General features: G+C 44.3%; 13 protein-coding genes and 1 pseudogene. 6 read left to right on the forward strand and 8 right to left on the reverse strand.

Features of this window, described 5'->3' with window-relative positions; all coding sequences use genetic code 11:
• Nucleotides 1–202 precede the first annotated feature (202 nt).
• A complete protein-coding gene (locus PATL_RS14405; RefSeq protein ID WP_011575587.1) occupies nt 203–2,365 on the forward strand; it encodes a response regulator in 2,163 nt (720 codons plus the stop codon).
• A 134-nt stretch (nt 2,366–2,499) separates the two neighbouring features.
• On the opposite strand, the gene PATL_RS14410 is transcribed toward PATL_RS14405, so the two are convergent.
• Entirely contained in the window at nt 2,500–3,084 is a 585-nt protein-coding gene (locus tag PATL_RS14410; protein ID WP_011575588.1) for an outer membrane beta-barrel protein, read from the reverse strand.
• A 299-nt stretch (nt 3,085–3,383) separates the two neighbouring features.
• Here PATL_RS14410 and PATL_RS14415 point away from each other — a divergent pair, with 299 nt between their 5' ends.
• Entirely contained in the window at nt 3,384–3,878 is a 495-nt protein-coding gene (locus PATL_RS14415; protein WP_041713904.1) for a DUF6491 family protein, read from the forward strand.
• 145 nt (nt 3,879–4,023) lie between these two features.
• Here the strand turns inward: PATL_RS14415 and PATL_RS22945 are convergent, their stop codons facing one another.
• From PATL_RS22945 to PATL_RS14455, 7 genes and pseudogenes are all read right to left on the reverse strand, one after another.
• On the reverse strand, nt 4,024–4,626 hold the full coding sequence (locus tag PATL_RS22945; protein WP_011575590.1) for an STAS/SEC14 domain-containing protein: 603 nt from the start codon (nt 4,624–4,626) through the stop codon (nt 4,024–4,026).
• A gap of 609 nt (nt 4,627–5,235) precedes the next feature.
• Nucleotides 5,236–6,193, reverse strand: a pseudogene (locus PATL_RS22950) (transposase).
• 702 nt (nt 6,194–6,895) lie between these two features.
• Nucleotides 6,896–7,765, reverse strand: a complete 870-nt coding sequence (gene rluB / locus PATL_RS14435; RefSeq protein ID WP_006992007.1) for a 23S rRNA pseudouridine(2605) synthase RluB — start codon at nt 7,763–7,765, stop codon at nt 6,896–6,898.
• Nucleotides 7,765–8,517 (reverse strand): SMC-Scp complex subunit ScpB, encoded by a 753-nt coding sequence (gene scpB / locus PATL_RS14440; protein WP_011575592.1) that lies wholly within the window; start codon nt 8,515–8,517, stop codon nt 7,765–7,767. Before scpB ends, rluB begins: the two co-directional genes overlap by 1 nt.
• A complete protein-coding gene (locus PATL_RS14445; RefSeq protein ID WP_011575593.1) occupies nt 8,518–9,375 on the reverse strand; it encodes a segregation and condensation protein A in 858 nt (285 codons plus the stop codon). It abuts the gene before it with no gap.
• A 17-nt stretch (nt 9,376–9,392) separates the two neighbouring features.
• Nucleotides 9,393–10,013, reverse strand: a complete 621-nt coding sequence (locus tag PATL_RS14450) for an L-threonylcarbamoyladenylate synthase (protein WP_011575594.1) — start codon at nt 10,011–10,013, stop codon at nt 9,393–9,395.
• Between the two features lie 32 nt (nt 10,014–10,045).
• A complete protein-coding gene (locus PATL_RS14455; protein WP_011575595.1) occupies nt 10,046–10,912 on the reverse strand; it encodes a PHP domain-containing protein in 867 nt (288 codons plus the stop codon).
• A 442-nt stretch (nt 10,913–11,354) separates the two neighbouring features.
• Between PATL_RS14455 and PATL_RS14460 the strand changes: the two genes are divergently transcribed.
• Genes PATL_RS14460 through trpCF form a run of 4 tightly spaced genes read left to right on the forward strand, consistent with a single transcriptional unit; the run spans nt 11,355 to nt 16,118 of the window.
• Nucleotides 11,355–12,989 (forward strand): anthranilate synthase component 1, encoded by a 1,635-nt coding sequence (locus PATL_RS14460; protein ID WP_011575596.1) that lies wholly within the window; start codon nt 11,355–11,357, stop codon nt 12,987–12,989.
• A gap of 23 nt (nt 12,990–13,012) precedes the next feature.
• Nucleotides 13,013–13,669, forward strand: coding sequence for an aminodeoxychorismate/anthranilate synthase component II (locus tag PATL_RS14465; protein WP_049765960.1), 657 nt, complete (start codon nt 13,013–13,015; stop codon nt 13,667–13,669).
• A 9-nt stretch (nt 13,670–13,678) separates the two neighbouring features.
• Entirely contained in the window at nt 13,679–14,701 is a 1,023-nt protein-coding gene (gene trpD / locus PATL_RS14470) for an anthranilate phosphoribosyltransferase (protein WP_011575598.1), read from the forward strand.
• Between the two features lie 10 nt (nt 14,702–14,711).
• Nucleotides 14,712–16,118 (forward strand): bifunctional indole-3-glycerol-phosphate synthase TrpC/phosphoribosylanthranilate isomerase TrpF, encoded by a 1,407-nt coding sequence (gene trpCF, locus PATL_RS14475; RefSeq protein WP_011575599.1) that lies wholly within the window; start codon nt 14,712–14,714, stop codon nt 16,116–16,118.
• The last annotated feature ends 20 nt before the right edge of the window (nt 16,119–16,138 follow it).

Below are 16,138 nucleotides of genomic sequence, written 5' to 3' on the forward strand. Positions count from 1 at the left end.
TTATTAACCTTGATTTGTTTTTGTTAATTGCTCATATTTTCAGGCGGGTTTAGACTGGTGCTGCGTGGTGTAAATAGGTAAGTGATACTTATTTTTGCTATCCGCTTTTATAACTCATGGACTTAAACGAACGATTTTGAGAACCTATGTGAAAGCGAACACCGCTTTCGCTTAAATAACATAGGCCACAGGAGCAAGGATTTTGGCAGCAAAGGCAGGCTTATCGATTCGCGCACGTTACATATTAGCCCTCTCATTAGTTGCCGCAACTGTCAGTGGTTCAGCTCTGACCCTCAAATATATTTTCAACGCACAAGCTACTGATGCATATGTGATTAACGTAGCCGGTCAACAAAGGATGTTGTCCCAACGGATAGCCCTTTCCATATATCGCCTATCAACTTGCCCTAATGATGAACTAACGGTTAGCGCTACCAAAAACACCCTAAAAAGCGCGCTAAGTCAGTTTAAAGCCAACCATGTTTATTTAACTAATTTGCCTAATATTCCTCCCTCGATACACGACTTATACTATGGCGAGCACGCATTAGAATTGGCAAGCATGCGATATGCAGATGAAGCAAACACATTCCTAAATCTTGACTCCACTTGCATTGCTCCACCACATCACTTTGATGCACAAAATAGTGATGCATTACTATTGAGACTTGATCAGGCAGTAAAGGCCTTTGAAGATGCCGCAACGGCCAGGGTTCAACGCGTTGAGAATATAGAAATGTTTTTATGGGGTTTCACTTTACTGCTACTACTGTGTGAGGCCATATTTATTTTCAGACCGATGGAGCAACAAATCACGTTTGCGCTGGCATCGTTAAAAGACGCTCTATCGGCATCTAAAAAAGCGCAAGCAGAAGCTATTGATGCAAGTAAAGCTAAATCGGAATTCCTTGCCAGCATGAGCCACGAACTTCGCACGCCCATGAATGGTTTATTCGGTATGATGGAACTAGCCATTGATAATCCTCACAAAAGTGGGGAATATTTAAAGAAAGCTAAAAATGCCGGTAGGCAACTGTTAGTGTTGATCAATGACGTCCTTGATCTATCGAAAATTGAAGCAGGTAAACTACGTATTGAGCGCACATCTGTAGATTTGTTACAACTGATGGACGACGTAACCTCTGTACAATCGGCTAATTGTCGCTTAAAAAAATTAGCCTTTGATTATCAAAAACAAACCAATCTGCCTGCGTATATTGTGGGAGATCCTACTCGCATAGCGCAAATTTTACACAACCTATTAAGTAACGCGATTAAGTTTACGCAACAAGGCACAGTGACCTTGAGAATTGGGGTGTTTGTCACAGAGAAGCGCCACTGGTTAACAATCGATGTGCAAGACACAGGAATGGGCATCCCCCCTGAAAAGACACGAACTATATTCAATAAATTCGAACAAGCAGACCAATCAACTACCCGTATACACGGTGGCACGGGTCTAGGTTTATCTATCGCCAAACAACTGACTGACTTGATGGGCGGCAAATTAACCGTACAAAGCAAAGTGGACAAAGGCAGTTGCTTTACGTTTTCCGTACCGATAGAAATCGATGACAAACAGGTCGAAAATATTTATTCGAAACAAACATTACGCTGTGCAATTGTGGACGATCTACAAACCAGTCGAGAGTATATTCAGCATATCGTCACGTCTTTAGGGTGCTTACCTAACACATTCGATAATGCAGAAGACTTCTTAGCTAGCGATATATCTCAGTTCGACGTTTTGCTGCTTGACCTGTCGATGCCTGAAATAACCGGTGTGGATGTGGTCGAAACACTAAGAGATCGGCAATTAAGCAAGCTACCGCATATCATCATTGTATCGGCGGTCATAGAGCATCTTGACTGCTCTACATCTGTACGTGATTTGATTTGGCGCACCCATGCAAAACCTATTGTAAGGCAAGAGTTAGAGAGCGACTTAAAGAAGCTGCAAAACTTCTATTCTCGCCAGCACACCTCTATCGAAGAGGAACAGCCAGAACATAAAATTCTGATCGTAGAAGACAACGAAATTAATGCAGAAGTGGTCAAAGTCATGCTTGAAGGCGCGGGCTATCAAATCGTTATTGCCACTGACGGCGAGAAAGCATTGCAGGCCTGTATTTTCGAACAATATGACCTAATTTTGATGGATATGCACATGCCTGTAATGGATGGCATCACCGCTACTCAAAAATTAAGAAGGGAAATGAACTTTACGAATCCTATCATTGCTTTGTCAGCCAATGCGTTTGTCGAAGACAGAGAGCACTGCATAGAGGCTGGAATGAACGACTTTATTTCTAAACCTGTTGAGAAACAGGCCTTATTGGCCACCATTAAACGGCATATAAAGTAAAATATGACTAGTTTATACTGGCGATGAAATTCGCCGTTTCCCCGTATGTACGTGGGAAACGGCAAGCAAACCAGAGTTGTACCTCATTTAAAGCAGCAGTTAAAACACTCTTTAAACAAGCGTTAGAACGCTAGTTAGAACGAATATCGAAGAACAGCGCCTAACGTGCTTACATCTGAAATTTTGGTGAATTTTATCCCAACAGAAACGTTCGAGTGAAAGAAATAGTTTGCCGCTATCGAGGTGATTGCTTCACTGTCACCGTCGAAACGGAGAAAGCCTGCCGCTGCCTCTAAGTCAATTTTATTGGTTACCATTGAACGAATGCCTATGGTAGCGCCAAAACCATCTGTATCTGTACTTGCACTGCCTCCAGAACCGTTCGCGCTAATTTCAGCATAATGGTACGCGACCGTACCGTATAAATCGGTAGAGCTAGACATTTTGTAACGATAGCCTAGTTCTGCTGAACCCTGATCAAAATCCACATCTCCGCCAGATAAGTCATCACTGAGCATGCTGTAGCTGCCTCTGACAAATACATTATTCCCAAGCGATTTAGCGCCACCGATACCAAACCCTGTAGGATCAAAGCCGTCGAAATCAGACACATCGGCAGTATAATATCCGCCTTGAACGTAATCCCAATTTGGCGAAGCTGCAATGACTGAACTAGTTGAGAATAGTGCGAAAAAGAGTAAAACCGCTTTTGGTTTCATTTAGATTTATCCTTAAATTTATGCATATTTATCGTTTTTTAAAGCGCAAGTAGCCTATAGCGACTCAAGCGAGAGGTCAATATTTTAACCTTTTCACCTGTATGTTATTAGCCTAATTTCTTGTTCGAAGTAAAATAAGAATTGATTACTAGAATCACCCAAATAACCAATGGCCTTAAGCTGTCCTGTATCGAAGAAAATATGTAACAATCTGTAGCTTACGCGTTTTGTGAGAAACTATTGGCCATAAAGAAACTCTTACCGATAACCGTAAAATTTTAAATCGAAATGGAGTGACTATGAAACATATCCTGATACTGATGGTTACGCTGCTCACGTTAGCAAGCTGTGCGACGAATCGATTATCTGATCCTGAAAAGTCCATCATTATTGAAAAGTTTATTACGAGCGAACAACTGGAAGCGCGCAACAGCATCAGTGCATTCGACTTAGACAGTTGGGTATCATTAAGCGACCAATATCTTATTCTGCGGACGTCCCCTTTTCGCTCGTACTTGGTGAAGCTCACCATGCGTTGTAACGATATAAATTACTCGCCAGCCTTGCTTGTGTACTCGCGGATACCCAACACTTTAAGCGCCGGCTTTGATAGCGTTTTCACGCCAGATAACCATAGATTTAGATGCAATATCAGTCGTATCTACCCACTTAGCAAAGCGCAAAATAAAAGTTTAATTACTGCTGTGAGCCCTAAAGCAGAAGACAAGCCGTTACAAAGCGCTCAAGAAGAGAATGAAAGTCCCAGTGAACAGAGCAAGGCTAAGACTCAGTAGTCCATTTTGACCGACGAGTCTCAATATTAATCTGGAGACCTTCACAGCTCGATTAATACTTACTCACTTTAATCGAGCTTTTTTTAGCGTGTGCAAAGTAATGTTAGTGTGTTTTTGATCGCTGAATTTTAGAGTACTTTTTTAATCAAAAGAGAATATTCAACGCAATATACGGCACCAAGTTAAAAACAAAAATGAGTAATTTATAATGCGCTAAGTAATTCATATACATGGTTTTTAATCGACGTTCTGGGATGCTAAAAAGCCTGCTATGAACAGATGTGATGCGCTCTCCGATCCAGATTAAGGCCAATGTAGCCAAACTCAGCAAACCAATATTAATCAATGACATCCAACCAAATATTTCGCTTAGTAAAACGGTGTTATGCATTTCATCTACCTTTGTGTTTGATGGCTCGTTTACATCAAAGTACTTTTCATCAATGTTGACCATTTTGGCAAAAGGACTATCAATTTCCACTAGCCACTTAATCACACGACGGGTAGATACGAGCGCAAGTTTGTCCATATGTTCAAGGTGGCCAAACGTCCATTTTATATCTTCAAATGCTGCCTTTAAGCCAATATCGAAATTATCATCAATTAAGACCAATACATTGATTTTGTTGTGCTGCGCTATCAGTGAATCAAACGTATTGATCCACTCTTTCTCTTGTGTCTGGTCAACCTTCCCACTGACTCTTATACCAATGGTGGAACCTTTACTCTCGGGTAACTGCGTGATCATAAATTTATTCCAAATAACATCTAAGTCTTAATAAAAATGTGAGGTTTAAAAAGCGCAATTCACGCTTTTATACTAGCGCCTCCATTAGTGCATCAGCCCCAGAATATTCACTACAGTGATAACATCACTAATAATCAGGCCATATCACCAAAAGTCTAATCTAGGCACAATAGACGATATGATGAAAAACCGACTATTCCTCGGATAATTTTTTATAAGGACATCCAAGTTAAAGATTTTATTTGAACAGCCAAGCCAAATATTGCAAAGATCGTTCTCTTGTCTTCCTCACTTTTGATTTATAAAAGAGACCAATTGTATTAGTGCGAGCAATTTTTATATGGACATCCAAGTTAAAGATTTTGTATGAACAGCCAAGCTAAATATCACAAAGGTCGTTCTCTCGTCTTTCTCACTTTTAATTCATAAAAGAGACCAATTGTTTTAGTGCGAGCACCTCATATTAAAAACGAGCGCTATTTACACGAACTTCAAAGGGTTATTAAGGAATAAACATCGAATTTACAGAGCTTCAGGCATGGGAATATGCCAGGCGATAAGCCGATATTTTTTGTTTTTAAATTCTTATAGAAGTATTTACAGACGTCTTTAAGCTGACGTCAGAAGCTCTCTGGCCTTAGTCATCCCTCGCAGTCGCTGATGGTGGGTATGACGCTTGAACATGTTCATCATTTGCTCCGCACCTGCGGCGTAGCAAAAATGCTTTTCGAACTCCGTGGATAGGGTTAGCCACTGCACCGTGCCTAACTCGAGTCTTTCTAAGATAGGACTTTGCTTATGATCCATATACCCTGTCTTATCATCACGAATGCAGCGGCTTGTAGTATCTATAAGCTCGCAATAATCATTAAGTGAATACGCGCGCGAGACCTTTGGGCATTTCTTCACGATAGCTGCCCACAAAGGGCATCAAGGCGCTAGGCTGCGACTGTTGATTTTTAGCCGCGTCGATCCGCTTTTTAATACTGGTGTGACTTGCCGTTTCGGGTGTTTCTGCCATTTTTGCGCCTATAGGGTTTAGGTCAACGTATGCCATACACGCCAGCACAGCTTTAGCTGGCCCGAAGGGAGAGCGCCAAGGATGGCGGCGAATAAAATCGGCCGGTTCAACCATCTTCCTTATTGGCTTCACGGGCAATAAACTCGTTCAAGTCACGCATAAACCAGCTTATGTCGTACAAACGCTTTCTGTATATTTCAACGGTGTCATCAAGCGAGATTAACTCGCCTTGGCTCAGCACTTTGCCGTTCATGAATTTCTGTGTCAGCAAGGTGCCTCTGTGAACATAGTGATAACGCCGAAGAACTTCTCTAGCGTCCCAGCTATCTGCCAATGCTTTATCTACACAAAGCACCACATGCGTGTGATTGCTCATCACTGCATAGGCACAAATACGGTAGCCGCGCTATCGATGGCGAATACAAAAGATAAAAACAACAAACGTTCTTCTACCCAGCTACGACGATGCTCGTAACTGTGACCGGAATGCGCGTCTACTCCGCATAAGAATGACTGCCGTACACAGCGGGAAATACAATGACAAATTTATCGGGAATAAAATTTGAACAGCTTTAGCTGGCTTCGAAGAAGTGAACGACATGGATGTTGTGAATAAAATAGGAGTATCGATTAAACTGATTTGACTTTTTCGCGACTGAGGCACAACCATCAACTTGATCAAATGGAACACCTATCAAGCTTAGTTTAGAGGTGTAGATTCACAATTTTTAAAATGGGTGTCTTTCTTTTATTTTCTATCATTTTGCATGGGTAATATCGCTGGGCATTGGCAGCAGGAAAAAAGGTGGTTCGTCATTATTGTGATTCTCGCGTCTGTCGTGTGCTTTATCAGGTTGAGCGGCATATAAGGTTGAGACGCTTAACATCGAAATGTATGAGCTGGATGGAATAACATCACTCTTGGCGTTGGTTTAACCGCCTAAATGCCTTGGTTTTAGGGGCAATTGGTGTGCAGCTAGCGACGCTATAGGCTCTAAGGAAGCGCATATGACGCCAACCAGCAAATCAAGGCTGAATTTCAGCTAAAGTTGAAATTGCGCCCGTTAAGTAGACATGAACGGCGCAGGAGGTATGGTTCACGTAATGGGTATAGTTTAAGTGGAGTTAGTAGCAAAGCGAGTTGTCAGTGATAGTGACAACCCGCCCATTATTCTGCCGCTATAGGCGATTTTGAGAGCGCTGCTACGCGCGGTGAACAGCACCCTGCAATATCAAGTGAAGAGAGTGCTACTTCTTTTTCGGTCTTGCTTTGGCACGACCTTGATTAACCTTGTGCTTTTGCACTGAACGGCGCATGCGACTCAAGCGAACGTGGTCTAGCTTGGTTTGCTTGTCTTCGATCAGCGATTCTTGCTCCAAATCCAATTGCACACTTTTACGCAACGTATTCAGGTCAGTCAGTGGCAACTCAATCCAACCGCCCTGAGGAAGCCGATTTTGTAGATTCAAGGTACCGTAACGTACGCGAATTAGGCGGCTAACTTGCAAGCCTTGAGACTCCCACAATCGGCGAACTTCACGGTTTTTCCCTTCAGATAGGCTCACGTTGTACCAACTATTTAGGCTTTCATCATCACCTGGGCGCTTGCGCACTTCGGTAAATTTAGAGACCCCATCTTCTAATTCAACACCTTTCTTAAGGCGTTTAATCATGTCGTCATCCACTTCACCAAATACACGCACCGCATATTCACGCTCAATTTCATGCTTAGGGTGCATTAAACGGTTGGCTAGCTCGCCGTCATTAGTAAATAACAACAAACCACTGGTGTTGATGTCTAAGCGCCCTACCGCAATCCAGCGGCCATTTTGAATCTTAGGCAAACGGTCGAATACAGTTGGGCGACCTTGTGGATCTTTTCGGCTACATAACTCACCTTCCGGTTTGTTGTACATCAATACTCGGCATATCGTGCTTTTTGCCGCAGCGGTGATAAGGTTGCCATCAACGCGAAGCTGATCTAGAGGCTCAACGCGATCTCCCAAGGTGGCGACTTTTCCGTTAACCGAAATGCGCCCAGAGGCTATCCATTTTTCCATCTCACGACGGGAGCCCACACCAGCATTGGCTAGGACTTTTTGTAATTTTTCACTCATTAGTGTAACTGCTCTCTTTGATTAGGGTTGTCAGTATTATCAAGCTTAGACTCTTGTGCTTGGTCTGACGCTGCTTGTTTTGACGGTATTTGTTCTTCTGTCGTTGATTGCTCGCCTGATGAGTTATCACCTTTAGTGCTGTGCACAGGTGCTGTGCTGACTTGCTGATGGCTAGTGTCATCAGGCTCAGTAATAACTCGGCGTTCATCCTGGCTATTACTCGCATCGAAGGCATCTTGACTGGGTAAGTCTTTCAATCTCTTTAACGAGAAATAGTTTAAAAATCCTTTTGTTGTTGCATACAAGGCTGGGCGTCCCGGCACTTCTTTGTGCCCTACCACTTTCACCCAATCCCTCTCTATTAAGGTTTTCATGATATGGCTACTTACCGCCACACCACGTACATCTTCTATTTCACCTCGCGTGATGGGTTGGCGATAGGCCACCATCGACAAGGTTTCCAGCAAAGCTCTTGAATATCGTGGCGCTTGCTCTTGCCACAGCTTGCTTAACCATGGTCCTAAGCTATCCATTGACTGAAAGCGATAGCCACTGGCTACCTCAACCAGCTGTACACCGCGAGATTGATATTCTACCTGTAATTCTTCTATGGCTTCCTTGAGTGCTTTTTTAGTCACTTTAAGGCCACTTAACACCGTATCTTGCAAATGTTCTTGGCTAACCGGTGCATCTGATACAAACACCGCGGCCTCTATCAATTGCTTCAATTGTACCGAAGATATTTTTGCCACTTACTGAGGCTCTCCTGCGTGCAATTTCACATGAATATTAGCCATTGGCTCACTTTGTACCAGCTCCACTAACTGCTCTTTACACAACTCGAGTACCGCAAGGAACGTCACCACAACACCAGCGCGGCCTTCACTGGCCTGAAACAAACAATCAAAGCCGGTGAATTCATGACTGTTGAGCTTTTCTAAAATCAGTGCCATCCGCTCCCTTGTCGATAACGCCTCAGGGGCAATAGAGTGATGCTCGAAAGCACTGGCCCGCTGCAATACATTTTGAAAACTCGTCACCAAATCTTGCAGGTTTACTTTCGGCAGAATTTTAATCGGTGCAACAGATTCACTGGTTTGCGCTTGAGCACTGAACACATCTCTCTCTAAACGAGGTAGTGCATCTAATTCTTGGGCCGCGCTTTTTATCAGTTCATATTCCTGTAAGCGCCGAATCAGCTCAGCCCTCGGATCATCTTCGTCTTCTTCTGCGTCAGTTCGTTTAGGCAGCAGTAAACGAGATTTTATCTCGGCTAAAATCGCAGCCATTAACAGGTACTCAGCCGCTAACTCAAGCTTTAAGTCCTTCATCATGTCAACGTACAACATGTATTGCTTGGTTATTTCATAAACAGGCAAATTAACCAAATCGAACTTTTGCTTACGTATTAAGTACAGCAGCAAATCCAGTGGTCCTTCAAATGCATCTAAAATCAGCTCTAGTGCATCTGGCGGAATGTATAAGTCTTCAGGATGTTCAGTAAAGGCTTGTCCATTGATAAACGCCAAGGGCAAAGGCTGTTGTACGCCTTGACCTTGGTTTGTCGCTTCCTGCTGCTGTGCAGTTTGAAGCGTTTTATCAATATTCATTTATAGTAACAACGTGATTAGTTAAACGGGCTAACGTCGCCGCTGCCCTCACGAATAATCGTAGGCTCGCCATCCGACAAGTCAATCACAGTGGTGGGCTGCTCTCCTAAGAACCCCCCATGAATAATTAGGCCTACCTGCTTCTCAAGCTTGTCGCGAATTTCGTCAGGATCAGACTCAGCAACGATTGCATTCGGTAAAATAAGCGTGGTCGACATCAGCGGCTCACCCAGTTCTTCAAGCAAGGCTAAGGCGATAGCGTTATCTGGCACTCGAATACCTATGGTACGGCGCTTAGGATTTTGCAAGCGCTTAGGCACTTCTTTGGTCGCTTTCAAAATAAAGGTATACGGCCCAGGCGTATTGTTTTTGATCATACGAAATGCGGCGTTGTCGACCTGTGCGTATTCTGACAACTCAGACATATCTCGGCACATCAACGTGAAATTATGATCTTTACCGATTTGGCGAATACGACAGATTTGCTCTAGGGCGCTTTTGTCATCCATATGACAGCCAATGGAGTAGCCAGAATCTGTTGGATACACCACTACTTGGCCATTATGAATTAACTCACACGCCTGTTTAATGAGTCGTGCTTGAGGGTTGTCAGGATGAATATAAAAAAATTGGCTCATAATCGTTACTTCCCAGTAAGTTACACGCGATGTTATGCGTTAGATGTTGTGTCAATTGACGAGTCTACAAATGACCAGTCATGCCAAATAGGGGTCAGGTGTTCTGGCACCCCCAAGTTTTTACCCAATTCAGTCCAGCGACTGACAAAATGAAAATCAGAACCCGCAGATGCCTGTAAATTATGCTCCATGGCTAATTCAACAATCAACTTACGTTTTTCAGGGTTAATGCGAGTATGGGTGGTTTCAATACCATCTCCCCCAGCTTGTTTAAATTCAGTGACTAATCGACGTAACCACTTAGTGGTCATGTCATAGTGCCCAGGGTGCGCTAATACCGCTTTGCCGCCTGCATCGTGGATCCACTCAATGGCTTCTTCAATTGAAATCCACTGGGGTTTAACATGGGCGCGTTTGCCCTTACCTAAGTATTTTTTAAAGGCGCTCTCAAAGTCTCGCACCGCTTTGCGTTCAACCAACACTCGGGCGAAGTGGGCACGGGTCAGCTGGCCTTCACCCGCTAATAACTTTGCATCATCGAGCACATTTTCAACCCCAGCTTTGGCCAGTTTGTCTGACATTTTTTGTGCTCGGGCATCTCGCTCGTTCTTTTGTTCAACCAAGCGCTGGCGAAACACCTCATCATCTTTGTCTACATTTAAGCCCAAAATATGAATATCGAAATTGTGCCAAGAGGTCGAAAGCTCGATTCCGTTAACGATATGCATCTTACGTTTTTGCTTTGCCTGATGAGCCCTAGCTTCATCTAACGCTTGTACGGTATCGTGGTCGGTAATAGCCAGCACATCCACTTGCATATTGTTAGCGCGATCCACCAGTTCTACGGGTGAAAGTTGACCGTCTGAATAGTATGTATGGCAGTGCAAATCGATTTTCATGGAACAGTAAATATGACCTTTTAACGAGTACCCGAAGGATACGTTTACAAAATTGGGTGTTGACAGAGAAGCAAAATTGTTTTCTTCTATGCACCTGAAGTGTGTATTATACGCATTTAGTGATGAATAGCAGACAAAACCTTAAAAAAGGACAATGTTTGTTATTAACCGATATTTTTTTCGCACGCCTAGCAAAGATTTCCGCGTGCTCAAAAACGAGAATTTATACCCATGAATACAGTATTACGCGTTTCAACTAACTTAATTTGGTGGTGGCACATCCCTAACTAGCGGGCTGTGAGCGTATGTATTTGTGCGATTGAACAAGAAAAGCCCGTATAATACGGGCTTTTTTTATGCCCGATTGAAAATTACGACCCGATTAATGCCCAACAAAGTCAATGCCTAGAACAGGTTACAAACGAGGTTATCGAAAAAAATCATGAGCTTAGCGCAATTAACACAACAAGCAGGCAAAGTAGAAACATTGCTACTATCCGCTGATTACGTGGCCGATCCACTCCAAGCATATCAATATTTATGTCAAGGTCAGCCCCACAATTTGCTGCTTGAGTCAGCAGAAATCGACAGCAAAGATAATTTGAAAAGTTTAATACTGGTAGATGCCGCCATAAAGTTGCAATGCGATGGCCCTGTGGTGACCTGCCAAGCGCTGACTGATAACGGGGCTGCTGTTTTACCTTTGTTTATCGAATACTGCCCGCAAGGTGTTGAGCATGCCTTTGATGAAAACTCTCGCACTGTGACGTTGACGTTTACCTTTAATGACGGGGAACTAGATGAAGACAGCCGTTTAAAGGCCCCAGCCGTATTTGATGCTTTGCGCTTATTGATTAATCGTGTGGTGGCTATTAGACCTCATCCTGAAGCGTTATTTTTAGGCGGTGCCTTTGCCTATGATTTACTCGCCACATTTGAGCAATTACCCGCGGTTAGTGAAAGTGAAAATACCTGCCCTGACTTTGTTTTCTATCTCGCTGAAACCTTACTTTTAATTGACCACCAAGCAAAGAAAACCGAATTAATTGGCAGCGTGTTTAGCGGCAAAAATGTCGGTAATAACTATTTCGCTATCAGTCAGCGCTTAGAGCAAATAAAGCATAAGCTGGGCAAAGCAATGCACGTGCCTGAGCTCGAATCACCCAGTGTTGCGCCAGATGATTTAAAAATTAGCAAGTCAGATGAAGAATTTATTCAAGACGTAGAAAACCTCAAGCATCATATTTTAGCCGGTGATATTTTCCAAGTTGTACCATCACGTACGTTCAGCCTACCTTGCCCAGACCCACATAAAGCCTACAAAGCATTGAAGGTGCAAAACCCCAGTCCGTATATGTTTTTCATGCAAGACATCGATTTTTGTATGTTTGGTGCCTCTCCCGAGTCAGCACTAAAATATTTAAAGGACACTAACCAAGTAGAGATTTACCCCATTGCCGGCACGCGTCCTAGAGGTAAGCACGCTGATGGCTCAATCAACTTAGATCTAGACAGCCGTATTGAACTTAATTTACGCGAAGACGAGAAAGAAAAATCTGAGCATTTAATGTTGGTTGATTTAGCCCGTAACGACGTAGCAAAAGTGTCAAAGCCCGGCACAAGACACTTAAAAGACTTACTGAAAGTCGACCGCTATTCACACGTCATGCACTTAGTCTCTAAAGTGGTTGGACAGTTGCGAAATGATTTAGATGCACTGCACGCGTACCAAGCTTGTATGAACATGGGCACCCTAGTCGGCGCACCGAAGGTCAGTGCTGCTAGCCTTATTCGAGAAGTAGAACAGCAACGCCGAGGCAGTTACGGCGGGGCAGTCGGTTATGTTAACGGCCACGGCGACATGGACACCTGTATTGTCATCCGCTCAGCCTTTATCAAAAACAATACAGCGCACATCCAAGCTGGCGCAGGCGTAGTATTCGATTCAGACCCGCAATCAGAAGCAGATGAAACACGAGGTAAAGCCCAAGCGGTTATTCGCGCAATTCTCACCTCTCATGAATCGCCAAGCGCTGTGTCAGCTAATCAAACGCAAACATCGAAGGAGACAAAATAATGAGCTTAGTGACTCCCTCTTCTATGGATAAGGCTGCTTCAGTGGGCACTGATTCAGTGATTGCTGATTTAGTCAAAAGCACTCATGTTTTCTTGGTCGATAACTTTGATTCATTTACCTATAACTTGGTGGATGAACTGCGCACCATGGGCATGGGGCTCACCGTGTATCGAAACTCGGTGTCTCCACACGCTATCTTTGAAAAAATGCAAGCACAAGCCCAGCATAGCCAAGTGATACTATTGTTATCACCCGGCCCGGGCGCCCCCGCCGACGCGGGCTGCATGCCTCAGCTAATCAATCTCGTAAAAGGCGTTTTTCCGGTACTGGGGATTTGCTTAGGTCACCAAGCGATTGTGGAGTCATACGGCGGTGACATTATTCGCGCCGATGTGGTTATGCACGGTAAATCGTCGTTAATTACGCATCAGGGCGACAAAATGTTCGCTGACTTGCCACAGCCGCTGCCTGTTGCACGCTACCATTCGCTGATGGCCAGCAACATGCCTGCTGAATTGACTGTTTTAGCCCAATTTGACGCTGTGCCTATGGCAGTTTGCCACGAGCAAGATAGAATGCTGGGCTTTCAATTTCATCCCGAATCCATTTTAACCGCTTTTGGTAGCCAGTTATTAATGCAAAGCATTGATTATCTCACCCAAGATCAAGCGAACGATTAGAGGACAACCATGCTATTTCCATTACTTGAAACGCTTTATCAAGGTAAAGCCCTGAGCCAGAACGAAACCACTGATGTATTCAGTCAAATAGTGACCGGCCAGGTAGACAATATTATCCTCTCTTCGTTGTTAACGGCATTAAAAATAAAGGGCGAGACCCCAGAAGAGATTGCTGGTGCAGCGACGGCTATGATCCAGAACGCTAGCCCAGTTAAGCGCCCAGAATATGATTTTGCCGATATCGTCGGCACCGGCGGAGACGGTCACAACACGATTAACATTTCATCCGCGGCGGCCATCGTGGCTGCCAGTTGTGGTGTAAAAGTGGCCAAACACGGTAATCGCAGTGTGTCGAGCAAGTCAGGCTCGGCAGATCTGTTCAATGCGTTTGGTATGAAGCTTGATATGTCGCCAGCCGCCGCGCGGGAGTGTTTAGATAAGGCCAATCTATGCTTTTTGTTTGCCCCTGTTTATCACGCAGGTATCAAACACGCTATGCCGGTTCGCACCACCTTAAAAACCCGCACCATTTTTAACTTGTTAGGGCCTTTAGTTAACCCCATGCAACCCAGTCATATGATGATTGGTGTGTATGCACCTGAACTAGTTATGCCTTTTGCACGTACTTTGCAGCTACTGGGTTACAAAAAGGCATTGGTGGTTCACGGCAGTGGGTTAGACGAACTCGCTGTGCATGGCCCTTCTATGGTAGTCGAGATTGATGGGGACGCCTTAAACGAATATACCCTGTCACCCAGTGATTTTGGCCTTGAAGAATATCCATTAGCCGCCATTGAAGGGGGTGTGCCTGATGAAAATAAACAGCTGATCCAAGATGTGCTCGCCGGTGAAGGCCAAGCTGCCCATGAAGCGGCGGTGGCGATGAATGCGGGCGCTCTGATTAAATTATGTGGCCGCGCTGAAACTTACCAACAAGGGGCAAAAATGGCGATTGATGCCATGCAGGCCAAGCGCCCTTTACAGGTAATTGAAGCCTCTTCTGCGGTTAGCCGCAGCCACGACATTATTTAAAGGAAGTTAAATGGCCAATGTATTAGAAAAAATTGTTGCCGATAAACGCCAAGAAATTGCCCAGCGCAAAGTCGATTTACCTTTGGCGAGCTTTATTGATGGTTTACAGCCATCACAGCGCAGCTTTTTCGACGCGCTCAATCAACCCAATGCAGGGTACATTTTAGAATGTAAAAAAGCGTCTCCATCTAAAGGTTTGATAAGAGAACACTTCAATTTAGATGAGATCATTGAGGCTTACTTACCCTACGCTGCCTGCATTTCAGTACTGACCGATGAGAAGTACTTTCAAGGTAAGTTCGAGTATTTAGAGTACGTTCGCGAGCGTGTAACCCAGCCGGTGATCAATAAAGACTTTTTCGTTGAGCCGTACCAAGTTTACTTGGCCCGCTATCACAACGCCGATGCTATTTTATTGATGTTGTCAGTACTGACTGACGATGAATATCTTGAATTAGCCAATATCGCCCACAGCCTTGGCCTTGATGTACTTACCGAAGTGAGCAACGAAGAAGAAGCTCATCGCGCTGTCGCCCTCAAAGCCAATATTATCGGCATCAACAACCGAGATTTGCGTGACTTGAGCACAGATTTAGCCACCACTGAAAAATTAGTGCCGCTTATAAACCAAGCCACTCACGAACATGTGATTATTTCTGAGTCGGGTATTTATACCCATCAAGACGTACGCCGTTTATCACCTATTGTTGACGGTTTCTTGGTAGGCAGTGCTTTAATGGCTGAAGATGACGTCGCCCAAGCAGTAAAACGTTTGGTCTATGGCACAATCAAAGTATGTGGTATGACCCGTGCAAAAGACGCCACTGATGTAGCAAAAATGGGCGCCAGTTATGCTGGGCTTATCTTTGCACAGAAATCAAAGCGTTACTTATCACTTGATGATGCCAAAGACATAGTGGCTGCGGTTCCGTTTAACTACGTCGGCGTGTTCGTTGATGCCAACGTTGCACTGGTTGTTGAGTACGCCAGCACCCTCGGCTTAGCTGCGGTGCAACTACATGGCAGTGAGACACCGTCCTACGTTAATGAACTGCGCAGTGCGCTTGATAATGCGAATTTGACTGACTGCCAAATCTGGTTAGCTAAGGGGATCACTGATACCCTACCCGCCCTTGATGAACAGAACGTTGATCGTTTTGTATTAGATTGCAAAGTTGGCGAACAAAGCGGAGGCACAGGTCAAGCGTTTGACTGGCAATTGTTCGCGCAGGCTGCCCTTAGTGCCCAAACCCGCAGCAAAGTCATTTTAGCCGGCGGTATCAACCCAGACAACGTACAACAAGCTGCAGCACTTGGCCTCGGTGGAATCGATTTAAACTCTGGCGTTGAAGACGCCCCAGGCAAAAAGTCCGAGAAAAAGCTGCAGAGCGTGTTCGAAAAATTACGCGCGTATTAGCTCCAAGCGAATCGAACAGC

It is taken from the genome of Paraglaciecola sp. T6c, from assembly GCF_000014225.1.
GTDB lineage: Bacteria > Pseudomonadota > Gammaproteobacteria > Enterobacterales > Alteromonadaceae > Paraglaciecola > Paraglaciecola atlantica_A.